Raw genomic sequence first — 23,644 nt, 5'->3', positions numbered from 1 at the left:
TCATGACAATTCAGCGTGGCAGCTCCCCCGGCGCGAGCGGGTCAGGCGCGCCGCGTAAACCCGCGCCGGGGACCGACTGCTACTTGTTGTCTTCGGAGGGACGGAAGGCCTGCGTGGCGTCGGAAGACGGGTCGGCGGCCTGGTCGCCACCGAAGGGCTGGCCTTGCTGCGCGCTCTGCTGACCCGGCTGCGCGTAGTTCGACGAACCGTACGGCGACTGCTGCGCGGGCTGCTGGGTCGAGCCGAAGTGCTGGGTGGCACCCTCGTCCGGCCGCGGCTGCGCGGTGCCCGGCGCGCCGTATGGCGAACCCTGCTGCGGCCCACCGAAAGCCGTGGTCGGCGGCTGCTGACCGTAGGCGGGCTGCTGACCGTAGGCCTGGCCCGGCTGGCCGTAGGCGGGCTGGCTCGGCTGGCTCTGGCCGTACGGCGAAGCCTGCTGCGCCGCACCGTAACCGGGCTGCTGGCCGTAGCCGGGCTGCTGGCCGTAAGGCTGACCCGGCTGGCCCTGGCCGTAGCCGGGCTGCTGGTTCTGTCCGTAGGAAGGCTGATTCTGTCCGAAGGCCGACGGCTGCTGCTGGCCGTAGCCGCCCTGACCGAACGCGGGGGCGCTGGCCGGACGCGGCGCGGGCGCCTTGACGATGCCCGCCTCGAACAGCACCGCACCCACCGCGACCGCCGCCTGCACGAACGCGAGCACCAGCACGACATACGCGCCGAACTTCAGCTCGATGCCGTCGGAGAGGGTGAAGGAGTGCACCGCCAGGGCGAGGAAGCCCGCGACCGAAGCCGCCGCGGCCGCGCCCGTCCAGCTCTGCTTGGGCAGCACCGACAGCGCGGCGAGCAGTCCGCCGAGCAGCAGGATGCCGAGCAATGCCGAGCCGCCCGCCTCGAACAGGCTCGCGGTCTCACTGCTGGTCATCCTGGCACCGCCGAAATCGACTGCCTTGGTGCCGACATAGGGCAGGAAACCGAGCAGGAAGTTGATCACGCCGAGCGCCGCGACACCGACCACCAGGAAAAACGGCAGCCCCTTGCCCTCGGCACCGGTGGCGCTCGAACCGGAACTGGCACCACTCGCCGTCGAAGCGGGGCTGGACGGGGTGGAGGGCGCGGGTGTGTTGTACCCGGAGCCCCCGGACGGGTATGACATGTCGTCGTCTCCTAGGTCGAGTCATACGTGGTCTTCAACTGCTGGATCTGCACCTGACGCTACTGCACTCCTCCGTCCAGGTCACCCTCAACCGACGGCTCTCAGGGCCTTATCAGCCCTTCCCTGCCAGGTCGCGAGGGTTTTGCCAGTAGCAAGCACCGCCCAGCGCAAGCACTACGGCCGCACGGCCTCGGCCCGGAGCCGCGCGGGCGCGCACACTCCGGGCCGAGGCCGATCGAGTCGATTACCGGGTCAGGGCCGGGGAAGGAGCTGCCAGGCGCCGTAGCTGCCCACGCAGTCGTAGTTGGACCATTCGCCGTTCTCCATGCCCTGGTTGCCGCGTTCGAGGCACTGGTGCTCGTACTCGAACGGGCCGAGGTTGCCTGGGGCGGCGGGCGCGGCCGAGCCGCTGTCGAAGGGGCCCGCGAACGCGGGTCCGGTGGCGCCGAAAAAGCCTGCGACGATCAGGGCGGCGGTGGCGGCGCCGCGGGCGGCCGCGATGCGGGTGGTTGTCATCGGTCTTCGCTTTCTGGTCTGGTGTGGTGCGTTGCGAGGACCAGACTCCCGGCCGACCGTCTCAGCGCGGTTTCACCGGCATCTCACGCGATCAGACCGGGTCTGACCAGCCGGTCTGTGTAACGGTGCCAGCCGAATCCGGCCACCGCGAACTCGGCGCGGACCTGTTCGAGCAGCGATCGCGCGCCGGCATCGTCACCCTCGGCGTGCCGCAGCGTCACGGCGACGGCGCGGGCGGCGAGCAGTGGCACGCCACCCGGCGCCGTCGCGAAGAATTCATCGAGCAGCAGCCTGGCGGCCGCGATCTCGCCCTTGGCGAGCAGCACGTCGGCGAGGTCGATGCGGGCCAGACCCGTCGCGTCCTCCTCGTGGCCGAGCGCGGCGCGGCAGTACGACTCGGCCGCGTCGAGGTGGCCCGCGACCAGCGCCGCGGCGGCGCGGGTCAGGTCGTTCAGCGGCAGGATCTGCCGGTCGTCCAAGCGGCGGGCGTAGCGGTCGGATTCCTCGGCGGCGGCCAGTGCCTCGTCGACGCGGCCGAGACCGAGCAGCGCCTTGGCCTGATTGCTCAGCCCGCGGGAGAGCCCGTGCTCGTCCTCGTGCGCGGCGTCCACCTCGCAGGATCGGGTGTATGCCGCGAGCGCCTCGGCCAAGTCACCCGAATACAACAGTGCCGTGCCGAGCGCGTCGGCGAACGACGAGCCCTGGGTGTCGCGCACGGCAAGCCGCTCCCCCTCCCGCAGCCGCTCGACGGCCTCCGGCAGCCTGCACCGTTCGATGTCGACGATGCCTTGGTAGTAGCGGACGGTTTGAGCCAGTTCCGGATCGCCGAGGGGCGCGGCCAATTCGCCCGCCTTGGCCAGTTGGACGGCCGCGGCTTCGAGATCGCCGGTCATCAGCGTGTGAAAGCCATAGTGGCTCAAGGCCTGCGCCAGTTCGTGCGCCGCGACGTCGGCCGCGTCGGTGAGCGCCGCGTAGTGGCGTTGCGCCTCGCGGAACCAGGCCCTGGCGAGCCAGGGCACGTGCATTTCCACCGCGAGCCGCAAACCGTCCGTGGCCCTTGGTGTTCCGGGCGCGCGCTCCAGCGCGGCCAAGATGTTCGGCCATTCCGCGAACACCGCCGCCACCGATTCGGCCGTAGCGAAATCGTCCGGCGCGCCGATCGTGCGCACCAGGTGCAAACACCAGCGCAGGTGTCCGGCGCGCAGCTCGTCGACCTCGTTCACCTCCGCCAGCCGAGCCAGCGCGTAGTCGCGAACCGTCTCCAGGAGCACGAAACGCCTTGTCGCACCGTCGGCCTGGACGGTGACAAGGTTCCGGTTCACCAGGTCCGCCATGGCCGGCGCGACATCGCCCTGCTCGACGTCGCCGTCCGGCACCACCGCCTCGGCCGCCTCCAGCGTGCACCCACCCGCGAACACGCCGAGCCTGCGCAACACCGCCCGCTCTCGCTCGGCGAGCAGCTCGTGACTCCAGTCCAGCGCGACCCGCAGGCTGGTGTGCCGACCGCCCGCGGCACCGCGTGCGCCGCCGACCAGCAACCGGACCCGGTCGTCGATCCGTTGTGCCAGTTGGGAAATCGTCAACGTCCTGGTGAGACCGGCGGCCAACTCGATGCCAAGTGGCAGCCAGTCCACCGCCGCGCAGATCGTCACCAGCTCGTCCCGCTCCGTCGCGGTCACCAACCCGTGCAGCCCGGCCCGCTCGACGAACAGCGCAACGCCGACACTGCGATCCAGCGGACCGAGCGGGTACACCGACTCTCCCGGCACCCCGAGCGGCTGCTGCGACGTGACCAGCACGCTGAATTCGTGTGCCGCCGTCACCAATTCGGCCACCGAGTGCAATACATGCTCGGCGTTGTCGAGCACGAGCAGTGCGCGCTCACGGTCGACGCCGCCGTCGAGTGCGGCGATGATTCCGGGCAGCGGACCATTGGGATCGATCGATCCGTCGACGGCAAGGCCGCCCGCTTCGAGTGCCGCGGCCACCGCGGGCGACACGTCCTCGGCGCGGCCGAGCGGTGCCAATTCGACGAGCACGACAGGCCGGCCCGCTCGACCGATCGAGCGCGCGAGTTCGGCGGCGAGACGAGACTTTCCGCTGCCCGCGACACCAACCACCGTTGTCAGGCCAGGATCAGCGAGACGCGTTGTGAGCGTGGCAAATTCACGGCCGCGGCCGACGAAGCTCGTCATCGGCGCCGCCAGCACCGGCGCGGGCCATGGCCGCGGTTCCGGTGCGCCCGACCCGGCCGGAAGGATCCGCAACGCCGGATCATGTTCCAGGATACGAAGTTCCAACGCGCTCGTGTCCGGCGAAGGATCGACGCCCAACTCCTCGGACAGCGCCCGCCGCAGCCGTGCCAGCCGCTCCAACGCGTCCGCCTGCCGCCCCGTGCGATACAACGCCAACGCCAACAGGCACGACAGCGGCTCATGCAGCGGATGCCGCGCGACCAGCCCCGTCAGCTCGGTCACCACCTCACCCGCCGCGCCGAGTTCGAGATTCGCCTCCAGGCCCGCCACGGTCAGCGAAAGCCGCCAGTCGTCGAGCCGCTCCCCCTCGGCCGCCGCGAACGCGATCGTGCGCAGGTCGGCCAGCGCATGCCCACGCCACAGCGCGAGCGCCTCGCGCGCCGCGGCCGCCACGGCATCGAAGTCGCCGCCGCGCCGCGCGGTATGCAACCGCTGCGCCGCCGCCTCAGCGGCAAGCAGATCCGTCGCCGCCACCGTCGCCTGATATCCCGCCGGCGTCCGCACGATGACGTCGGCCAGCGGCCCGAGCGTGGCCCGCAGTCGCGACACCACCACGCGCAGCCGCTGTACCGGGCGTTCGACCTCGGCCCCCCACAAATCCTCGGCCAGCCGCCCGTCCGGCACCGGAACCCGATTCGCCAACGCCAACCGCACCAGCACTGCTCGTTCCAGCGGCCGATCGACGGTCACCGCGACACCGTCAGCCCACGCCTGCACTGGACCCAACACCAGCACGTCCACGTCGCTAAGCATGCCCTGTCCGGTACATCCGCGTCTCCCCAATATCGATGAACTCAGCGGTGAACCAAGTGGTGTCTCAGCTCGTATCGATGAGGGGAGACGAAATGGAGGTGTCCATCATGAATCCGATGGAACAGTTCTGCGAATGGCTGGCCAGGACGCTCGGCTTCTGCCCAGGCTGAGCGCGCCGCCGCACATGACGAAGGCCGCCCTCCCTCGAACCAGGGGGCGGCCTTCGTTTCGACCTGACGAAGGCCGCCCCCCGATCGGGAAGGCGGCCTTCACTACGGACGCTGCGCGTCAGACTTCGACGCTTGCCTTCTCCAGGATCTCGCGAGCCAGCGCGGCGGTCTCGGACGGCGTCTTGCCGACCTTCACGCCCGCGGCCTCCAGCGCGTCCTTCTTCGCCTGGGCGGTGCCCGCCGAGCCGGACACGATGGCGCCCGCGTGGCCCATGGTCTTGCCCTCGGGGGCGGTGAAGCCCGCGACGTAGCCGACGACCGGCTTGGTGACGTTGGCCTTGATGTAGGCCGCGGCCCGCTCCTCGGCGTCGCCGCCGATCTCGCCGATCATCACGATCAGCTTGGTCTCCGGGTCCTTCTCGAACGCCTCGATGGCGTCGATGTGGGTGGTGCCGATGACCGGGTCGCCGCCGATGCCGATGGCGGTCGAGAAACCGAAATCGCGCAGTTCGTACATCATCTGGTAGGTCAGCGTGCCGGACTTCGAGACAAGACCGACCGGGCCCTTGCCGGTGATGTTGGCCGGGGTGATGCCGACCAGCGCCTCGCCGGGGGTGATGATGCCGGGGCAGTTCGGGCCGATGATCCGGGTCTTGTTCCCCTTCTCCACGTTGTAGGCCCACGCGAACGCGGTGTCCTGCACCGGGATGCCCTCGGTGATGACCACGAGCAGCGGGATCTCCGCGTCGATGGCCTCGATGATGGCGTCCTTGGCGAACTTCGGCGGCACGAACGCGATGGAGACGTCGGCGCCGGTCTCCTTGATGGCCTCGGCCACGGTGCCGTACACCGGCAGCTCGACCGCGTTGCCGTCGGAGTCGGTGTGCGCGACGGTGGTGCCCGCCTTGCGCGCGTTGACGCCGCCGACGACCTGGGTGCCTGCCTTCAGCATCAGCGCGGTGTGCTTGGTGCCCTCGCCGCCGGTGATGCCCTGAACGATGACCTTCGAGTCCTTGTTGAGGAAGATAGACATTTCCGGATTCCTTACTTGGCCGCTGCCAGTTCGGCGGCCTTGTCGGCGCCTTCGTCCATTGTCTGCGCAAGTGTGATCAGCGGGTGCGCGGCGTCGACCAGAATCTGGCGACCCTCGTCCACCTTGTTGCCGTCGAGACGGACGACCAGCGGCTTGTTCGCCTCGGCGCCGAGGATCTCCAGCGCCTTGACGATGCCGTTGGCGACCGCGTCACAGGCGGTGATGCCACCGAAGACGTTCACGAACACGCTCTTGACCTGCGAGTCACCCAGGATGACGTCGAGGCCGGCGGCCATCACCTCGGCCGAGGCGCCGCCACCGATGTCGAGGAAGTTGGCGGGCTTGACGCCGTTGTGGTTCTCGCCCGCGTAGGCGACCACGTCGAGGGTCGACATGACCAGGCCTGCGCCGTTGCCGATGATGCCGACCTCACCGTCGAGCTTGACGTAGTTGAGGTCGTTCTCCTTGGCCTTGAGCTCCAAGGGGTCGGTCGCGTCCTTGTCCGCGAAAGCCTCGTGATCCGGGTGCCGGAACTCGGCGTTCTCGTCGAGGGTGACCTTGCCGTCGAGGGCGAGGATCTCGTCCTGCGGGGTGCGCACGAGCGGGTTGACCTCCACCAGGGTGGCGTCTTCCTTGACGAACACCTCCCACAGCTTCTGGATGGTCACGGCCGCGGCGTCGAGCACGTCGGCGGGGAGGTGGCCCTGCTCGGCGATCGAGCGGGCGAAAGCGAGGTCGACACCTTTGACCGCGTCGACGGCGACCTTGGCGAGGCGCTCCGGCTTGGTCGCGGCGACCTCTTCGATCTCCATGCCGCCTTCCACCGAGCACATGGCCAGGTAGGTGCGGTTGGACCGGTCGAGCAGGAAGGAGATGTAGTACTCCTCCGCGATGTCCTTGGCTTCGGCGACCAGGATCTTCTTGGTGATGTGGCCCTTGATGTCCAGGCCGAGGATGTTCTGCGCGTGTGTGAACGCGTCGTCCGGGGTGGCGGCGTACTTGACGCCACCCGCCTTGCCGCGGCCACCGGCCTTGACCTGAGCCTTGACCATCACCGGCTTGCCGATTTCCTCCGCGATGGCGCGGGCGTCCTCGGCCGTGTCCGTGACGCGGCCCTCGGACGAAGGCACTCCGTGCTTAACGAAGAGCTCCTTCGCCTGATATTCGAAGAGATCCATGTACTCACCGTCTCGTCTGCGTTGTGTTGACAACGTCTTTGTTGGTGGCCCGACACCCGTAGTGATTGCTTGCAGGTCACTCGAATTGGTCGGAAGCGGGTCGGGTCGGACTCTAATCAGTCACATGGACGGCCAATCGGCCACGTTCATCCTAAGTGGCGCAGGTCACGGGCCGATACGCGTGGCGGAGAAACCCCTGGCCAACGCTACTCATCAGTAGGTTGTTGACACCTCACCAGGTAGAGCGTCAGAACCCGCGGACACGGCTGGATCTACTACGGAACGTCGTGGATCTACCCGCCTCGCGTCCCCAATGCACAGATAGATATTCCGTGGTGTTACCGTGATCAATCTCACATGTTCGGACAGAAAGGCCGCAGCGCTTGCGGACCCTGCAATCGTTTCGTTACCGTCATTGCGGTCGATGTCACAGCACGGTCACGACTAGGAGGACGGCAAGCTTGACGCAGCACAGCACTCCGCAGATGGAGAGCCGTTCCGCAGACGACTCGTCGACGCCACTGATCAGCTGGCCGCTCGGCCCCGCGAACATCTCCCGCTTCACGATGTGGCCCCGCCGATGAACTATCGCTCCGCCCTTATTCCTGAACATCGCGCCCAGCCCGGACATCGTTATCGCAACGATGACGACGCCTTCGGCACGCAGGCTCCGCACGGCAGGCAGGCAGGCCCCTCGGTGGATCGACAGCGGAACTCGCTGTTCAACGCCGCGCCCGCCAGGCCGCAAGACGACTACAGTGCGCCGCGCCCCGACTACGGCACCGCGACACCTGACGCCGGATACCAGAACGGCCGCGAGAACTCCTGGACCGCGAACGACTCGTGGTCCCAGCAAGATTCGTGGGCCCCGCAGGACTCCTGGTCCGACGGCGGCGCATGGAACGCCGGCGACGCCTGGGCCGAGAACGACTACCAGGCACCCGAAGACGGCTGCTGGGCCCCGGAGGAATCCTGGGCACCCGACACCGGTTCGGAAAACCCGGTCGCGCCCACCATCATTCCGGCCCGCCGCACCGCCAAGCGTGGCGGCGCGCACCGGCTGCCCGCACCGCCCGCCGCCCTCAAGGGTCGTGCCGCGGTCGCCGCGGTCGCCGCAGGCGCGGTCGTCGCCGCCGGACAGGCCGCGTTCGCCTCGCCCGACCAGCCGTCCCAGTCCGTCGACTACGAGGCCGCCGGCCAGATCCACGAGATCGCCGCGCAGTCCGTCAGCCTGGCCGACCCCACCGCTTCCCCGGAATCGCCTCAGGTTCTGAACGTTTCGGGCGCCACCAACGTCGGCGATTTCAACGACATCCTGCAAAAGGGCCAGAAGTACGCGAACGACCTGGCCGCCCAGGAAGCCGCGAAGCTGCGTCCGCTGTTCACCAAGTTCGCGGCAGGCACCTTCACCTCCGGCTACGGCGCCCGCTGGGGCGTCCAGCACCTCGGCGTCGACATCGCGGGCCCCATCGGCACCCCGATCGTCGCCGTCGCCGACGGCACCGTGATCGAGGCAGGCCCCGCCGCGGGCTTCGGCATGTGGGTCCGCCTGCTGCACGACGACGGCACCGTCACCATCTACGGCCACATCGACACCGCCACGGTGTCCCAGGGGCAGCGCGTGATGGCAGGCGACCAGATCGCCACCATCGGCAACCGCGGCTTCTCCACCGGCCCGCACTGCCACTTCGAGGTGTGGTTGAACGGGTCCGACAAGATCGACCCGCTGCCTTGGCTGGCTACGCGCGGCATCAGCTTGGGCGTCCAACGCGACTGAAGCTCGCGGTCCTTCGGGGCCGGGGGTCGAGATGCGACTGGAGCTCCCGCCGCTTCGGGGCAGGGTCAAGACGCGACCGAAGCTCCCGCCACTCCGGGGCAGGGGTCAAGACACGACTGAAGCTCCCGCCACTCCGGGGCAGGGGTCAAGACACGACTGAAGCTCCCGCCGCTCCGGGGCGTGGGTCAACACGCGACAGAAACGATCATGCATTTTCGGGCATGATCGCTTCTTTGCGCATCTGGTTGGGTAGCGCCGCCCGCGTTGCCGGTCGGCAAAATCATCCAGAAGGAACTGACGCGCGCCGCACCACCGGAGCAGACGCCGAGCGCCAGTGCGAACAGGCCTCGAGTCAGATCGGCAGTCGCCTGCCGCGCACAAAACTGCCGACACTTTTCACGCGCACGGAGCGCCGATACGCAGCTGGACCGTGGCTGCCCGCCATGGTCGCTACCCCCAAAGCCATCTGAACAAACGCATCGGGACGGCGCGCGCATATCGTGCTGCGACTCACGAAACCGCTGGCAATTTCGTGCGCACAGGGCGAATCGGCGCGCGGCTGGATGGTCGAGACAGGGGGCAGGTGCGGGGCCGATGGGCCGTTGGTTGGGACACCAGGCAGAACTCTCGGCGATGCCGGAGCCATGCGCCGCGCATTCTGGTCCGATGCTGGAGCGACCGGTAGGTGATGAGGCGCACGGTTCATCGATGCTGGTCAGGGACTAGCGTCGTCGGTATGGCACGTACAACGTTGTACACCCAGTTCATTGCGCTTCCAACGGAACTCGTGTGGGCGGTGGTGGCGGATCCGGCTCGGTGGCCGGAATGGCATCCGGGCGTCACCTCGGTTCGGCTGCATGGTTCGGTCGCGGTGGGCACCACGGGTGACTACCTGCCTAGGGGGCGGGTCCTCGAGACATTGCATGGGCGGACGGCGCCGCCGTTCGTCATCAGCACGCTGATTCCCGGGCGGGAACTGAGCATCGAGCAGCCGGAACCGATCGGGCGAATGCGGCTGACCTGGACGTTGACGCCGCGCGACGGCGGCACCGAGATCACCCAGCGGCTCACGTTCACGGGGCTGTCGGCGCCGATCGCCAGGATGGTGGTCGGGCCGCTGTTGGAGACCGACGCGCGCGTCTGCTTCGCACGGCTGGCCCAGCTGGCGGGTATCGAACCCTCGGCGTCCGCGCTCACCGTCGTAATTGCCGGTGGCACAGGCGCGTTGGGTAAGCATATCGCCGCTGACCTGACCTGCCGCGGTCATCGGGTGACCGTACTCACCCGGCGACGCGACACCGGACTGCCGTTCAACCAGGTGGAGTGGGACGGTAGGTCGGTGGGCAATTGGGTTGCTACGCTGCGCAATCCGGGGCGGACCGCGATCATCAACCTGGCGGGCAAGCTGGTCGACTGCCGGCCCAGCAAACGTAATGTCGACGAATTGCGGCGCAGCCGAGTGGATTCCACCCGCGCGCTAGTGGACGCGGCCGCCACGCTCGACGCGCCCATCGACTACTGGGTACAGGCCAGCACCACCGCGATCTGGTCGGACGCTGGCGAAACCCGTTGTGTCGAAACAACTCCGCTGCCGGTGGGGCTGCCACAGATGACCGGTGTAGCCGAACCGTGGGAGCGGGCGTTCGACGGCGCCAACGCCGCACACTCGACCATCCTGCGCACCTCGATCGTGCTCGACCCGCAAGCTCCCGCACTGAAACGCCTTGGCCAGTTGACCAAAGCAGGCCTCGGCGGCCGCGTCGGCCCTGGCGACCAATGGTTCAGCTGGATTCACGTCGAGGATTGGCTTGCCATCGTGCGCGCCGCTCTCGGCCTAGACCCCCAGCTCACCCTGCCGAACGGAATCCTGGTGGCCGCCACCGACTTCCCCGTCCGCAACCGTGAGCTGATGGCCGCGCTACGCAGCCACCTGCACCGCCCACCGGCCCCACCGACCCCGACCGCGATCCTGAAGATCGGCGCCGTCTTCCTCCGCACCGACCCGGCCCTCGCCCTAACCGGCCGCCACGCCACCTCAGAAGTACTGCGCGACAACAACTTCACCTTCCGCTACCCCACCCTGAACGAAGCCCTCACCGACCTACTACCACGCTGACCAAGCGACAGATAGGTCAACTTCGCACACCCGCGTCTTCTTTCACATACCCCTCGGCAGCTGCCAAATAGGTGAAGGGAGAAACAGGTATGCGAAGAACCCTCACCCCCACCGCCGCGATTTCATTTGATATTGAAAATCTCGAAACCGGACCACAGCCAGATGACCACGCTGGAACGCGACACCACGCACCTGACGTGCACCTACAGCCGGGTACGGCACACGACGCAACCACACTACTCACGGAAAAACCTGGACAGGTCTTCAGCTTTCAGGGCTGCTGACCTTGGGTCGTCCTTAGCTGTACTCACCCGGACGAGTACACCCATCGAGTCCTTGGGATCTTCCACAATCGAGGTGAGCGAAATGGTCGTTCTCGCTCATCGACGTGAGTCAAAAGGTCGCTTTACAAGATCTTTAAGCGACCATATGACTCACCTCGATGGTGCTTACCGCTGCGGACGGGTCACAGCTTTACCAGGGTTCTGCTGTATTGGGGGATGAGGCGGATCTTGCCTGCGGTGCCGAAGTCGATGGTGACCGTGGCGAGGGGGCCGAAGCCTTCCGCGGCGACCACCTTGCCGAGTCCGTATTTGTCGTCGCTGACTCGATCGCCCACGGCGAGAACGAGGTTGGCGTTGTTGCGGGCCGCCCCGCCGGGGGCGGGGCGACGGGATCCGCGGTCGCCGCCGCGCACACCGGGTCGCTGCTGCTCGGACCAGCCGTCGCCGCGGGTCCAATCGCGTTCCATCCGGTCGTCGTCACCTCGCCTGCGGATGCCCCTGGTCGCCGCGGAGCCGGTCGGTTCCAGCCGCCGCCAGTCGATCAGGTGGTCCGGGATCTCCTGTAGGAAGCGAGATTCCGGGTTGGACACCGGCTGCCCCCAGCCGGAACGCACCACGGCGCGGGTGAGGTACAGCCGCTTCCTGGCGCGGGTGATGCCGACGTAGGCGAGTCGGCGTTCCTCGGCCAGCTCGGTCGGATCGCCGAGCGCCCGCATGTGCGGGAACTGGCCGTCCTCCCAGCCGGTCACGAAGACGACGGGGAATTCGAGCCCCTTGGCGGTGTGCAGGGTCATCATCGTCACCACGCCGGTGCCCTCGTCCGGGATCTGGTCGGTGTCGGCGACCAGCGAGACCCGCTCCAGGAACGCGGCGAGCGACCCGGGATCGGGTTCGCCCTCGGCGGCCTCCGGCAGCAGGCCCTCCGCGCGGGCGGCCTCCGCGTTGTTGTGCGCCTCGGAGCTGAATTCCCGTGCGACGCTGACCAGTTCGTTGAGGTTGTCCAGCCGGGCGCCGTCCTGCGGATCGTCGGACGACTCCAGCTCGGCCCGGTAGCCGGTGCGCTCCAGCACCGCGTCGACGACATTGCCGACATCGGGGAAGTCGAGGTTTTCCTGCACGCCCGCCGCCCGGATCTCCTCGAGCAGGTCGAGGAACCCGGCGATCGCCCGCTGCGCCCTGGTGTTCAGCAGCGCGACCTTGCCGTCGGCCGCGTCCCGCAGCGCCGCGGCGAAACCGATGCCGCGCTGGTCGGCGTGCACCGCCACGCAGGCCTCGGCGCGATCGCCGATGCCGCGCCGCGGCGTGTTCAGGATCCGGCGCACGCTCACCGCGTCCTCCGGGTTCTCCAGCACCCGCAGGTAGGCGACGATGTCGCGCACCTCCTTGCGCTCGTAGAACCGGACACCGCCGACCACCTTGTACGGCAACCCCATCCGGATGAAGATCTCTTCCAGCGCACGGGAGTTGTTGTTGGTCCGGTAGAACACCGCGACGTCGCCGTAGTTGGCCTCACCCTGGTCGACCAGCTTGTCGATCTCGCGGGCCACGAACGCGGCCTCGTCGTGCTCGTTGTCGGCGACGTAGCCGGTGATCAGGTCGCCCTCGCCGGAATCGGTCCACAGCTTCTTGTCGCGCCGGTTCTCGTTGCGCGAGATCACCGCGTTTGCGGCGGACAGGATGTGCTGGGTGGAGCGGTAGTTCTGTTCCAGCAGAATGGTTTCCGCGTCCGGGAAGTCGCGCTCGAACTCTTCGATATTGCGGATGGTCGCGCCGCGGAAGGCATAGATGGACTGATCCGCGTCACCCACCACGCACAGCTCGCTCGGCGGGGCCTGATCCTCGCTCTGTTCTTTCCGATGGTGACCGACCAGCTCGCGCACCAGAATGTACTGAGCGTGGTTGGTGTCCTGGTACTCGTCGACGAGTACGTGCCGGAACCGGCGCCGGTAGTACTCGGCGACCTGCGGATGATGTTGCAGCAGCGCCACCGTCTCGCCGATCAGATCGTCGAAGTCCAGCGCGTTCGCCGCGCGTAACCGCCGTTGATATTCGGTGTAGACGCGGGCGACCAGGCCGGGCAGTTCGGTTTCGTCGGACTCGGCGTCCGCGACCGCCTGTTGCGGCCCGATCAGCTCGTTCTTCAGATTCGAGATGGCGGTGGACAGCAGCCGCGCCGTGTATTTCTTCGTGTCGATGTCGAAGTCGCGGCTGATCATGGTGAGCAGTCGCCGCGAATCGTCGGCATCGTAGATGGAGAAATTGGAATTCAGGCCGGGCAGCAGGGCCGCTTGCATGCGCAGGATGCGGACACAACTGGAGTGGAAAGTGGATACCCACATGTTGTTCGCCCGCGGGCCGACCAGGCCGATGACCCGCTCCCGCATCTCCGCAGCAGCCTTGTTGGTGAAGGTGATCGCGAGCACCTGGCCGGGCGTCACGCCACGGGCGGCGAGCAGGTAGGCAATGCGGCGGGTGAGCACGGCGGTTTTGCCGGAACCCGCGCCGGCCACGATGAGCAGGGGTGCGCCACTGTGCACAACGGCGGCCCGCTGCTGTGGATTCAGGCCGTCGAGTAGCTGCTCGGCTTCCTCGGCGCGCCGACGCTCCCGTTCGACACGCCGTTGTTCCAAATCGGTGGCCGACGGCGGCGGTTCGGGGACAGCGGCCCGCTGTGTTTCCCGCACCGCACGCACCTCCTCAACGGGCCCGCCCGCATGGTCGGTGTTACCACCGGTGACCTGCGGTTTGTGTGTCGAATCCGGCTGCAGGGCGCGACCGGCCTGCGTCTTGGGAGCCACCGTGATGTCCATCGCCCATCCACGCTACCGGCGGGCACCGACAGAGATGAAGCCCCGGGTGGCTCCGGTTTCTGTTCGGTACCGCCCCGGCGAACGGCGGGTGAACTCCGCAGGCAGGCGCCGCGACCATTTCGTGTCCTGCTTCTCAGCAGATTCACAAAACGAAATGTTTTGCATACCTACCGGCCCGTGGCAGACTGGCGACATGATGAGTGCCCGCGCGATACATCCGTTTCGGTTACCGACCGGATATCGTGATCGCGGCACCTGTATCTGAGCGCACATCCTGGGGGGACAATTCGACGGCCCCACCAGGTCTGTTTCATGGTGAAAGAACCGATCGGTAACGAGCCGGGCTCACCCGCCGATCCAGTTCTGACACGAGGAGATGAATGATGAGCACCCCCGCCACGACGACCGGGTCCGATTCGGCGTTGCCGCAGAGCGACGCGGAGATCGACAAGCTCCGTAAGGAGATCGATCGTCTCGATGCCGAGATCCTCGCCGCCATCAAGCGTCGCACGGAGATCTCCCGGATCATCGGCCGGACCAGGATGGCGTCGGGTGGGCCCCGCCTCGTACACAATCGTGAAATGAAGGTGCTGGAGCGATTCAGCGAACTCGGCCAGGAAGGCCACACGCTCGCCATGCTCCTGCTGCGCCTCGGTCGCGGCCGCCTCGGCCACTGACGGCCCCCTCCCCTGTCGGCCGCTACGCGCGGCCCTAGACCCATGCGGCAAAAAGTACGACAACCGCATCCCCAAGGCCGCCCCGGGTGTTCATCACCCCGGGGCGGTCGTTTCGTCTCTGCGGCGGCTCAGCTCAGCGCGATGTACTTGGTGGAGAGGTATTCCTCGATGCCCTCGGTGCCGCCCTCGCGGCCGAAGCCCGATGCCTTGACGCCGCCGAAAGGTGCTGCGGGATCGGAGATTACGCCGCGGTTGACGCCCACCATGCCGGACTCGAGGCCCTCGGCGACACGCAGGGCGCGGTCCAGGTCCCGGGTGTAGACGTAGCTGACCAGACCGAACTCGGTGTCGTTCGCCGCGGCGATGCCTTCCGCCTCGGTCGCGAAGCCGACGATCGGCGCGACCGGGCCGAAGACCTCCTCGCGCAGGATCCTGGCCTGCGCCGGGATATCGCTGAGGATGGTGGCCGGGTAGTACCAGCCGGGACCGCCGGGTGCCTTGCCGCCGAGCCGGACCTGAGCACCCGCCGTGACGGCGTCCTCGACCAGTTCGCTGACGATGTTGAGCTGCTCCTCGTTGATGAGCGGGCCGAGGGTGGTGTTCGGGTCGGTGCCGGGGCCGAGGGTAACGCCGCTCGACATGGCCTCGACGAACTTGCTGGTGAACTCCTCGAGCACGCCGTTCTGCACGTGGAAGCGGTTGGCCGCGGTGCACGCCTCGCCGCCGTTGCGCAGCTTCGCCAGCATCGCGCCCTGCACGGCCGCGTCGATGTCCGCGTCGTCGAACACCACGAACGGCGCGTTGCCGCCGAGTTCCATCGACGTGCGAAGCAATCCGTTCGCCGACTTCTCCACCAGCTTCTTGCCCACCTCGGTGGAGCCGGTGAAGGTCAGCTTGCGCAGCCGGGGATCGTCGAGCAGCGGCTGGGTCACCGCGCCGGAATGGCTCGACGTGATCACCGAGAGCACCCCGTCCGGCAGCCCGGCCTCGCCGCACAGCTTGGCAAGCAGCAGCATGGTCAGTGGCGTCGCCGAGGCGGGCTTGACGATCATCGTGCAACCCGCGGCCAGCGCGGGGCCGATCTTGCGGGTGCCCATCGCGAGGGGGAAATTCCACGGCGTGATCGCCAGGCACGGCCCGACCGGCTGCTTGTGCACCATGATCCGGCCGGTGCCGGACGGCGCGTGCAGGTAGCGCCCGTGTACCCGGACAGCTTCCTCGCTGAACCACCGGAAGAACTCCGCGCCATACTTCACCTCATTGCGGCTCTCCGGCAGCGCCTTGCCCATTTCCAGGGTCATCAGCAGCGCGAATTCCTCGGCACGCGCGGTGATCTGCTCGAAGACCGCGCGCAGGATCTCGCCGCGTTCCCGCGACGGCCGCGCGGCCCACTCGGCCTGCACCGCGACGGCCGCGTCCAGGGCGCGCACCGCGTCCTCGGGTGTCGCGTCGGCGACCTCGGCCAGTACCTCCCCGGTGGCCGGGTTGTGCACCGGAAAGGTGCCGCCGCCGGTGGCGGCCACCGGCCCACCGATCCATAGTTGCGTCGGGACGGATTCGAGAACTTCGCGTTCGGACACCATGAGGCCAGCGTAGGCCGAGCCGAATCAGTTCTCACCGAGTCCGGCGGGGTGTTTGCCGTGCGCGGCGGTGGGGCGGTGAGTAACCTCGGCGAACGTGAGCAGCGACATCACCGCCACGGCGGCCTGGCGGAAACTGCACGAACACTTCGACGGGATCGCGGGGCGGCACCTGCGGGAGCTCTTCGCCGACGATCCGTCGCGTGGCCGTGCGCTGACTATCGACGTTGCGGACCTGCACATCGACTTCAGCAAGCATCGGATCTCGCGGGAAACCCTGCATCTGCTCGTCGAATTGGCCCGCGAGGCCAAGGTCGCCGAGCGCAGGGACGCGATGTTCCGCGGCGAGCACATCAACACCTCGGAGGATCGCGCGGTCGCGCACATCGCGTTGCGGCTGCCCGAGGGCGAGTCGCTGACCGTGGACGGTGCCGACGCGGGCGCCGAGGTGCACGAGGTGCTGCGCCGGATGGGTGAGTTCACCGACGCGGTGCGCTCCGGCGAATGGCGCGGCGCCACCGGCGAACGCATCAGCACCGTGGTCAATATCGGCATCGGCGGGTCCGATCTCGGGCCGGTGATGGTGTACCAAGCGTTGCGGCACTACGCCGACGCGGGCATCAGCGCGCGGTTCGTCTCCAATGTCGATCCGGCCGACCTGGTGGCCGAGCTCGACGGACTCGACCCTGCGACAACGCTGTTCATCGTCGCCTCGAAAACCTTCTCCACCCTGGAGACGCTGACCAACGCGACCGCCGCCCGGCGCTGGCTGGTCGGCGCGCTCGGCGAGGACGCCGTCGCCAAGCATTTCGTCGCCGTCTCGACCAACGCCGAGAAGGTCGCGGATTTCGGCATCGACACCGCCAACATGTTCGGCTTCTGGGACTGGGTCGGCGGCCGCTACTCGGTGGATTCCGCGATCGGTCTCTCGGTGATGGCGGCGATCGGCAAGGCGCGGTTCGCCGAGTTCCTCGCCGGAATGCACGCCGTGGACCAGCATTTCGCGAACGCGCCGCTGGCGGCGAACGCACCGGTGCTGCTCGGCCTGCTCGGCGTCTGGTACTCGAACTTCTTCGGCGCGGAATCCCGTGCGGTGCTGCCCTATTCGAACGATCTGGCCCGCTTCCCGGCCTACCTGCAGCAGCTCACGATGGAGTCCAACGGCAAGTCGGTGCGCGCCGACGGCAGCCCGGTCACCACCTCCACCGGCGAAATCTTCTGGGGCGAGCCGGGAACCAACGGCCAGCACGCCTTCTATCAGCTGCTGCATCAGGGCACCCGTCTCATCCCGGCCGACTTCATCGGTTTCGCTCGCCCCACCGACGATCTGCCCACCCGTGACGGCACCGGCAGCATGCACGACCTGCTGATGAGCAACCTGTTCGCACAGACCAAGGTGCTCGCGTTCGGCAAGACCGCCGAGGAGATCGCCGCCGAGGGCACCGACCCGAAGGTGGTGCCGCACAAGGTGATGCTGGGCAACCGGCCGAGCACAACCATCCTCGCGCCGCAGCTCACCCCGTCGGTCGTCGGCCAGCTGATCGCGCTCTACGAGCATCAGGTGTTCGTCGAGGGCACCATCTGGGGCGTCGACAGCTTCGATCAGTGGGGCGTCGAGCTCGGCAAGCAGCAGGCGCTGGCTCTTGCGCCACTGCTGACCTCTTCGGAAGAGCCTGAGCCACAAGGGGACTCGTCCACCGACGCGCTTATCCGCTGGTACCGCGCCAAGAAGTAGACCGGCCGGTCAGGACGGCACTACGACGTCGTAGCGGCGGCCGCGTTGACGTAGCACCAGATCGGCTCGCGCCTTTGTGGTGCCGATCAGGTCGGCGTTCAACAGGTCGCTGTCACGTACCTTCGTCCGGGCGGCGGCGGGCGTGCGGCCGCCGCGAATGTGGCGGCGCAGCAACCGATCCTCGATCAGACGTCGCGGTGCGTCGAGGTACCAGCACTCGTCGAGCAGCTTGCGCACCGCCGACCATTCCCGGTCCCCGACATCGTCGAGCAGCAGGTAATTCCCCTCGGTGAGCACGATCTGCTGTCGATCGAAGACGAGACCGGCGGGGATCGGGGCGTCGATGGCGCGGTCGAAGGTCGGCCACGGCACCGGTTCGCCGATCGGGGCGTCGCGGAGTCTGCGGAGGTTGTCCAGGAAAGCCGCGGTATCGAAGGTGTCCGGTTCCCCTTTGCGCGCAAGGCTTCCCGCGGCACGCAATACGTCGTTGGTCAGGTGATAGCCGTCCATCGGCGCGATCTCGGCGATCGGCGACTCGGCATTGAGCGCGTTGCGCAGCCGGACCGACAGGGTGGACTTCCCCACACCGGGCGGCCCGACGATGCCGAGCAGGTATCGGCCGCCGCGGCCGTCCGCGTGCTCGCGCACCCGCCGGACCAGCGCGCTCAACGATGTTTCGGCATACGCCCTGTCCACCGCGCCACTGTACTGCCGGGTCGCCGAGACCGCGCTCCTCGATGGCTGCCGCATCCATGCCGATCACGCATGCCGCGCATGCGGGATTGTCGCTTGTCGCACGGACAAGGCGCTCCTACCGTCGATCGAGTGAGTGCGATCGAGAACAAGAAACTGCTGGAGCACATCTTCGAGCAGATGGCCGCGGGCAACACCAGCGCGCTGAGCGAGGCGATGGCGGACGAATTCCGCTGGGTGTTTCCCGGAAGTTGGTCATGGAGCGGCACCTGGGAGCCGAAAGCCGTTGTGCTGAAGGAACTTCTGCGGCCGTTGATGGCCCAGTTCACCGAATATCGGGTCGCCGCCGACTTCGTCATCGCGGCGGACGACCGAGTCGTCGTCCAGGCCCGCGGGTACGGCGACACCATTCGCGGCGACCGTTACCACCAAACCTACTGTTTCATCTTCCGGGTAACCGACGGGCAATTGACGGAGGTGATCGAGCACTGTGACACCGCACTGGTCGAGCGAGTGCTGGAAACAATCGCGCCCTAGCGAACAAAAGAACAACTCACCGAGCTCGAGATGAGCGCGGTGAGATGTTCGGTTCTAGCGATAGCGATTGTTAGTCGCGGGTCGCTAGCTGCGGCAGCTTGGTTGCCTTGGTGGCGTTGGCCACCTGGACGCAGTCAGCGGCCGTTGTGCCCGCGGTGTTGTTGCGGACATTGGTGTTGCACGCGTTCTTCAGCGCGGTGGACAATGCGCCGTAATTGGAGTTCGACGACAGCAGGGTCTGCGTCGTCCAGTAGAGCGCGGCGACCTTCGGGATGCCGAGCGCGGTGACGGTCACGCCATTGAGGGTGCCACCGTCGACCATGATCGACGCGGTCCGGTTGCCCACGCCGCTGTTGGTGTGGACGCCGCCACTGTCGCCACTACCGGCGTACCAGTACTGGCCCTTGTAGGTGTCGGGATCTTGGTATGCCTTCGGGTTCTTCATATCCCGGATCACGCCGATCGAGCTGCAGACACCGAGCTTCCACCGATTGGCGGCGGTGTTGCACGGGTTGGCGGTGTCAACCAGGAAGGTGAGCTCGCCGAAGACGTCCGACATGGACTCGTTGATCGCGCCAGGCTCATTGCGGTAGACCAGACCGTTGGTGTGCTGGGTTACGCCGTGGGTGAGCTCGTGTGCGGTGATGTCCTCGGTGGTCAGACCCGTGCCGTAGGCCATGTAGCTGCCGGACCAGAACGCGTTCTGGTAGGGGCATTCGGTGGTGGTGCAGAGACGGACGGTGCCGCGCAGCGCTTTACCTTTGCCGTCACCGGTGTCCGACCCGATCAGGTTGGTCAGGTTCGCCACCTTGGTGTACTGCGCGTAGAACTGCTCGGTCTTGCCGAAGTAGTCGTAGATCTTGTCGACGTCCGCGATTCCGCTGGGGGGCTGGCCTTCCGACCTGGTGGAACGAAGGCTGCCGGTGCCACATCCGGCCCGGTTGGGGTCGATCCGCCGGTTGGCGTTGTCGCACACGACACGGTTGAGGTTCTTGGTCTCACTCCAGCTGTCGAGCACCTTGCCGGGATTGTTCGCGTCGACGAAGACGACCCAGGTCGCGGGCTCGCCCTTCTTCTCGGCGGCCGCACCGATGATGTCGACCTTGAACGCGGGCACCGCGATGCTCTGTGCCTCGTCCTTGGCTGCCAGCTTCGAGTCGTACCAGAAGGCCTTCGTGTCGCTCACGGACAGCTTGTCGATTGCCGTCTTGCTCTGGTCGGCAACCTTTTTCAGCGCGGCCTGCTGCACCTGGGCGGACGGTTGAGTCGTCGCGAACTTGCCCTGCGACTTCTTCGACAGCGAACCGGTCACCGAGATCAGTGAGCCGTCGGCGGTCAGCGACTGCGCCGCCGATGCGCCGAACACCTGTACCTTGTCAATCTCCTGACGCAGTCGGACCGTGGATCCCTCACCAACCTGGAACACCGACTCCACGACCAGATTACCGGCGGTATCGCCATTTCCGCCGAGCGCCTTCTGCACACCGTTCGCGTGCGCCTCCGCCGCGGCCGGCGCTTCGGCAGCCGTTCCCGCCGGAGCCTTGATCGGCTCCTTGGGGACCACCTGCTGGACGGAGCCTTGCGCATCCGTCGTCACTTCTTTCGGTACGGAGGAAAGGTCGGAACCCGCCGGTGCGGATGGACTGGCCGGCGGCTGACCGCTGGCGCCAGGGCCGGACGCGAAGATCATTGCCCCGACAGCAATTATCGCAAAGGCGGTATTTCGACCCGCCCGTTTATGTGTGGGTTTCATGACCAAGTAGAACCACAGACGGGCGGTCAACTCGACTGGAGACGAGTACTGGGGAAACAGATGAATGGGCTGGGAATCTTTGAGCTATCGCCGAATTCGGGCCGTGAGAAGTTATGCGCGAATATCTTTCGAATGCATGGATATCCAGCAAAGAGGCGCCTTACACCGCGTGGCATGCCGAACCATCAATTACATTGATCTACCGGCGATCCCGAGACACCGCAAGCTAACTCGCTCAGCGAGAACAGCTTTCGATGGCCAACCCATTGAGGTACGCCACTGTACCCACGACAAAGATCAACAATTGCACCAATAACTCAGCCAGAACTATTGCTACCCAACCCATTCCGGCCGACGCGGCGAACTCACACCAACGCGCGCCCCAGGATCGCTCCGGTATCCACACCGGTCGGCAAGGTGCCGAAAGCGATGCCCCAATCGTCGCCGAGCCTGGTGGCACAGAAGGCATCGGCGACCGCCGGGTGACCGTGCCGGACCAACTGCGCACCCTGCAGCACCAGAGCCATGAGCTCGACGACGCGCCGGGCCCGGAACTCGATGTCGCTGAGGTCGGACAGTTCCTTGCCGACCCGCGTGATGGCGTCGTCGAGCCGCGGGTTCTCGCCGCGGGCCAGCGAGACCTCGTTGAAGTACGCCTCGACCGTCTCCGGCTGACGCCCCATGGCGCGCAACGCGTCCAGCGCCGCGACATTGCCGGAACCCTCCCAGATGGACATCAGCGGGGCCTCCCGGTAGAGCCGCGGCATGCCCGACTCCTCGGCATAACCGTTGCCGCCGAGGCATTCCAGCGCCTCGGCCGCATGCGAGGGCACCCGCTTGCACACCCAATACTTGGTCACCGCCAACGCGATGCGCCGCAGCGCCGCCTCGGCCGGATCATGGCCGGCCCGGTCGGTCGCACCGGCCAGCCGCATCATCACCGTGGTGGCGGCGTCGGACTCGATCACCAAGTCCGCCAGCACGTTACGCATGGCAGGCTGATCGATCAGCTTGGCGCCGAACGCTTCTCGATACCGCGCGTGGTGCGCGGCGAACACCACGCCGGTCCGCATGTTGGTCGCCGAGCCGATCACGCAGTCCAGCCTGGTCATGTTCACCATCTCGATGATGGTCTTGACCCCGGCGCCCTCCGCACCGACCAGCCAACCGGTGGCGTTCTCGTATTCGATCTCCGAGGAGGCATTGGACTTGTTGCCGAGCTTGTCCTTGAGCCGTTGGATGCGAATGGGATTGCGCGTTCCGTCCGGCAACACCCTGGTGAGCAGGAAGCAGGACAGGCCGCCGGGCGCCTGGGCCAGCGTGAGGAACATGTCCGACATCGGGGCCGAGGTGAACCACTTGTGCCCGACGATCCGATACGAGCCGTCGGGCTGCGGTGTCGCGGTCGTGGTGTTGGCGCGGACGTCGGAGCCGCCCTGCTTTTCGGTCATCGACATGCCGGCAATCAGGCCCGCCTTCGACGACGGCTCGCGCAGACCGAAATCGTAGACCCGGGACCCGAGCAGCGGTTCGTATCGCGCCGACAGTTCCTTGTTGTGCCGCAACGCGGGCACCACGGCGTAGGTCATCGAGATGGGGCACATGTGCCCGGCCTCGGCGGCACCCCAGGTGAAGAACTTCGCGGCGCGCGCGACGTGCGTACCGGGCCGGTCGTCCAACCACGGCGAACCGTGCAGGCCATGCGACACAGCGACATTCATCAAGTCGTGCCAGTGCGGATGGAATTCGACCTCGTCGATCCGGTTGCCGTAGCGGTCGTGCGTGTGCAGCACCGGCGGGTTCTCGTTGGCCAGGCGTCCCCACTCCTGCGCCTCGGATCCGCCTGCCAGCACCCCGAGTTCACGCACCTCGGCCTCGGCCCAGCCCGCGCCCTCCCGGTGCAGACCCTCGATCAGCGCCGGATTGCGCGCGACGTCGAACGGCGCGATGTCGGGTACCTGGTTGAAGACTTCATGCGTCTGCATCGGACACTCCTGATTCCTGCCGAGCGATCGACTCGCTCGGCTCCGCGCGCACCCCGAGTGCGCGCAATGCGAAGGTAATGAGTTCGGGGACAACGGATTCCCCGTGCGGCGCCGAGGCGAGCGGGCCGACGAGCACCTCGCCGATCGCGCCGACCAGCGCGGCGGCACTGGTCCGCGCATCCTGTGCGGGCAGCTCGCCACGCGAAACACCGTCCGCGACAGCCGATTCGAAGGCCTCGGCGAAGGCGCGGCGGAAATGCAGCCGTTCCGCGTCGACCACGGTGTCGACGGGCTCGACGAGCAGCACGTAGGCGAGCTTCCGATTCTTCAGCGCGCGTCCGGCGAAGGTCTCCACCGCGGCGGTCACCCGCTCGATCGCGGTGCCGTCGACGCTCGCGGCGACCACCGCGGCCACCTCCCAGGCGACCACTTTGCGGAATACCGCGCTGACCAGTTCCGCCTTGCCCGCGAAGCTCTTGTAGACGGTTCCAGTGGCCACGCCCGCCTCGGCCGCGACGGCCGCCATGGAGAGCCCGGCGTAGCCCGCACTGGACAAAACCTTGGTCGCGGCCTGCACGATCAGCCCCGCCTGGGCGTCCAGACGGGCCTGCACTGCGGGGGTTCTGCGGTAGGCCACACAAG

17 protein-coding genes are annotated in these 23,644 nt (G+C 67.2%); 5 read left to right on the top strand and 12 right to left on the bottom strand.

Translation table 11 applies throughout. The features are described from left to right. Positions 1-79: 79 nt before the first annotated feature. The 6 genes from ACIA8C_RS00775 to ACIA8C_RS00750 all read right to left on the bottom strand — a co-directional run bounded on the left by ACIA8C_RS00775 (position 80) and on the right by ACIA8C_RS00750 (position 7,620). Entirely contained in the window at positions 80-1,150 is a 1,071-nt protein-coding gene (locus ACIA8C_RS00775; protein WP_397130172.1) for a DUF5336 domain-containing protein, read from the bottom strand. 252 nt (positions 1,151-1,402) lie between these two features. Continuing rightward, on the bottom strand, positions 1,403-1,666 hold the full coding sequence (locus ACIA8C_RS00770) for a hypothetical protein (RefSeq protein WP_397130171.1): 264 nt from the start codon (positions 1,664-1,666) through the stop codon (positions 1,403-1,405). A gap of 83 nt (positions 1,667-1,749) precedes the next feature. After that, the gene (locus tag ACIA8C_RS00765) at positions 1,750-4,674 is read right to left on the bottom strand and encodes a BTAD domain-containing putative transcriptional regulator (protein ID WP_397130170.1); all 2,925 of its coding nucleotides are present in this window, start codon (positions 4,672-4,674) and stop codon (positions 1,750-1,752) included. Positions 4,675-4,962: 288 nt separating this feature from the next. Continuing rightward, positions 4,963-5,877 (bottom strand): succinate--CoA ligase subunit alpha, encoded by a 915-nt coding sequence (gene sucD / locus ACIA8C_RS00760; protein WP_397130169.1) that lies wholly within the window; start codon positions 5,875-5,877, stop codon positions 4,963-4,965. An 11-nt stretch (positions 5,878-5,888) separates the two neighbouring features. Next, positions 5,889-7,055 (bottom strand): ADP-forming succinate--CoA ligase subunit beta, encoded by a 1,167-nt coding sequence (gene sucC, locus ACIA8C_RS00755; RefSeq protein ID WP_150402017.1) that lies wholly within the window; start codon positions 7,053-7,055, stop codon positions 5,889-5,891. Positions 7,056-7,482: 427 nt separating this feature from the next. Then, the gene (locus ACIA8C_RS00750; protein WP_357381821.1) at positions 7,483-7,620 is read right to left on the bottom strand and encodes a hypothetical protein; all 138 of its coding nucleotides are present in this window, start codon (positions 7,618-7,620) and stop codon (positions 7,483-7,485) included. A 15-nt stretch (positions 7,621-7,635) separates the two neighbouring features. Between ACIA8C_RS00750 and ACIA8C_RS00745 the strand changes: the two genes are divergently transcribed. Then, positions 7,636-8,832 (top strand): M23 family metallopeptidase, encoded by a 1,197-nt coding sequence (locus ACIA8C_RS00745; RefSeq protein ID WP_397130168.1) that lies wholly within the window; start codon positions 7,636-7,638, stop codon positions 8,830-8,832. Between the two features lie 736 nt (positions 8,833-9,568). Further along, positions 9,569-10,948 carry a DUF1731 domain-containing protein gene (locus tag ACIA8C_RS00740; protein ID WP_397130167.1) on the top strand — a complete coding sequence of 460 codons (1,380 nt, stop codon included), beginning with the start codon at positions 9,569-9,571 and terminating at the stop codon, positions 10,946-10,948. Positions 10,949-11,414: 466 nt separating this feature from the next. On the opposite strand, the gene pcrA is transcribed toward ACIA8C_RS00740, so the two are convergent. Further along, positions 11,415-14,042, bottom strand: a complete 2,628-nt coding sequence (pcrA, locus tag ACIA8C_RS00735) for a DNA helicase PcrA (protein ID WP_397130166.1) — start codon at positions 14,040-14,042, stop codon at positions 11,415-11,417. A gap of 383 nt (positions 14,043-14,425) precedes the next feature. Here pcrA and ACIA8C_RS00730 point away from each other — a divergent pair, with 383 nt between their 5' ends. Next, on the top strand, positions 14,426-14,719 hold the full coding sequence (locus ACIA8C_RS00730; RefSeq protein WP_014988338.1) for a chorismate mutase: 294 nt from the start codon (positions 14,426-14,428) through the stop codon (positions 14,717-14,719). A gap of 128 nt (positions 14,720-14,847) precedes the next feature. On the opposite strand, the gene ACIA8C_RS00725 is transcribed toward ACIA8C_RS00730, so the two are convergent. Next, entirely contained in the window at positions 14,848-16,302 is a 1,455-nt protein-coding gene (locus ACIA8C_RS00725; RefSeq protein ID WP_397130165.1) for an NAD-dependent succinate-semialdehyde dehydrogenase, read from the bottom strand. A gap of 94 nt (positions 16,303-16,396) precedes the next feature. On the opposite strand from ACIA8C_RS00725, the gene pgi reads away from it, so the two are divergent. After that, positions 16,397-18,034: a glucose-6-phosphate isomerase gene (pgi, locus tag ACIA8C_RS00720; protein WP_397130164.1), complete on the top strand. Its 1,638-nt coding sequence runs from the start codon at positions 16,397-16,399 to the stop codon at positions 18,032-18,034. A 9-nt stretch (positions 18,035-18,043) separates the two neighbouring features. On the opposite strand, the gene ACIA8C_RS00715 is transcribed toward pgi, so the two are convergent. Then, complete coding sequence (locus ACIA8C_RS00715; RefSeq protein ID WP_397130163.1) at positions 18,044-18,730, bottom strand: nucleoside/nucleotide kinase family protein; 687 nt, start codon at positions 18,728-18,730, stop codon at positions 18,044-18,046. A gap of 129 nt (positions 18,731-18,859) precedes the next feature. Between ACIA8C_RS00715 and ACIA8C_RS00710 the strand changes: the two genes are divergently transcribed. Continuing rightward, complete coding sequence (locus ACIA8C_RS00710; protein ID WP_397130162.1) at positions 18,860-19,264, top strand: nuclear transport factor 2 family protein; 405 nt, start codon at positions 18,860-18,862, stop codon at positions 19,262-19,264. Between the two features lie 70 nt (positions 19,265-19,334). On the opposite strand, the gene ACIA8C_RS00705 is transcribed toward ACIA8C_RS00710, so the two are convergent. From ACIA8C_RS00705 to ACIA8C_RS00695, 3 genes are all read right to left on the bottom strand, one after another. Continuing rightward, positions 19,335-20,861: a M4 family metallopeptidase gene (locus tag ACIA8C_RS00705; RefSeq protein ID WP_397130161.1), complete on the bottom strand. Its 1,527-nt coding sequence runs from the start codon at positions 20,859-20,861 to the stop codon at positions 19,335-19,337. Between the two features lie 521 nt (positions 20,862-21,382). Further along, complete coding sequence (locus tag ACIA8C_RS00700; RefSeq protein ID WP_397130160.1) at positions 21,383-23,002, bottom strand: acyl-CoA dehydrogenase family protein; 1,620 nt, start codon at positions 23,000-23,002, stop codon at positions 21,383-21,385. Continuing rightward, positions 22,989-23,639 carry a TetR/AcrR family transcriptional regulator gene (locus ACIA8C_RS00695; protein WP_397130159.1) on the bottom strand — a complete coding sequence of 217 codons (651 nt, stop codon included), beginning with the start codon at positions 23,637-23,639 and terminating at the stop codon, positions 22,989-22,991. The genes ACIA8C_RS00700 and ACIA8C_RS00695 overlap by 14 nt, the downstream gene beginning before the upstream one ends. Between the last annotated feature and the right edge of the window lie 5 nt (positions 23,640-23,644).

It is taken from the genome of Nocardia sp. NPDC051321, from assembly GCF_044455225.1.
In the GTDB taxonomy this organism is placed as follows: domain Bacteria; phylum Actinomycetota; class Actinomycetes; order Mycobacteriales; family Mycobacteriaceae; genus Nocardia.
The sequence above is the reverse complement of the archived record's forward strand: the minus strand, read 5'-3'. Positions and strand labels throughout refer to the sequence as shown.

Excerpts from the sequence above, each read along its gene's own strand:
- ACIA8C_RS00775 (WP_397130172.1), bottom strand. The coding sequence starts at position 1,150 with ATGTCATACCCGTCCGGGGGCTCCGGGTACAACACACCCGCGCCCTCC.
- pcrA (WP_397130166.1), bottom strand. The coding sequence starts at position 14,042 with ATGGACATCACGGTGGCTCCCAAGACGCAGGCCGGTCGCGCCCTGCAG.
- ACIA8C_RS00765 (WP_397130170.1), bottom strand. The coding sequence starts at position 4,674 with ATGCTTAGCGACGTGGACGTGCTGGTGTTGGGTCCAGTGCAGGCGTGG.
- ACIA8C_RS00730 (WP_014988338.1), top strand. The coding sequence starts at position 14,426 with ATGAGCACCCCCGCCACGACGACCGGGTCCGATTCGGCGTTGCCGCAG.
- sucC (WP_150402017.1), bottom strand. The coding sequence starts at position 7,055 with ATGGATCTCTTCGAATATCAGGCGAAGGAGCTCTTCGTTAAGCACGGA.
- ACIA8C_RS00740 (WP_397130167.1), top strand. The coding sequence starts at position 9,569 with ATGGCACGTACAACGTTGTACACCCAGTTCATTGCGCTTCCAACGGAA.
- ACIA8C_RS00745 (WP_397130168.1), top strand. The coding sequence starts at position 7,636 with ATGAACTATCGCTCCGCCCTTATTCCTGAACATCGCGCCCAGCCCGGA.
- ACIA8C_RS00700 (WP_397130160.1), bottom strand. The coding sequence starts at position 23,002 with ATGCAGACGCATGAAGTCTTCAACCAGGTACCCGACATCGCGCCGTTC.
- sucD (WP_397130169.1), bottom strand. The coding sequence starts at position 5,877 with ATGTCTATCTTCCTCAACAAGGACTCGAAGGTCATCGTTCAGGGCATC.
- ACIA8C_RS00725 (WP_397130165.1), bottom strand. The coding sequence starts at position 16,302 with ATGGTGTCCGAACGCGAAGTTCTCGAATCCGTCCCGACGCAACTATGG.
- ACIA8C_RS00770 (WP_397130171.1), bottom strand. The coding sequence starts at position 1,666 with ATGACAACCACCCGCATCGCGGCCGCCCGCGGCGCCGCCACCGCCGCC.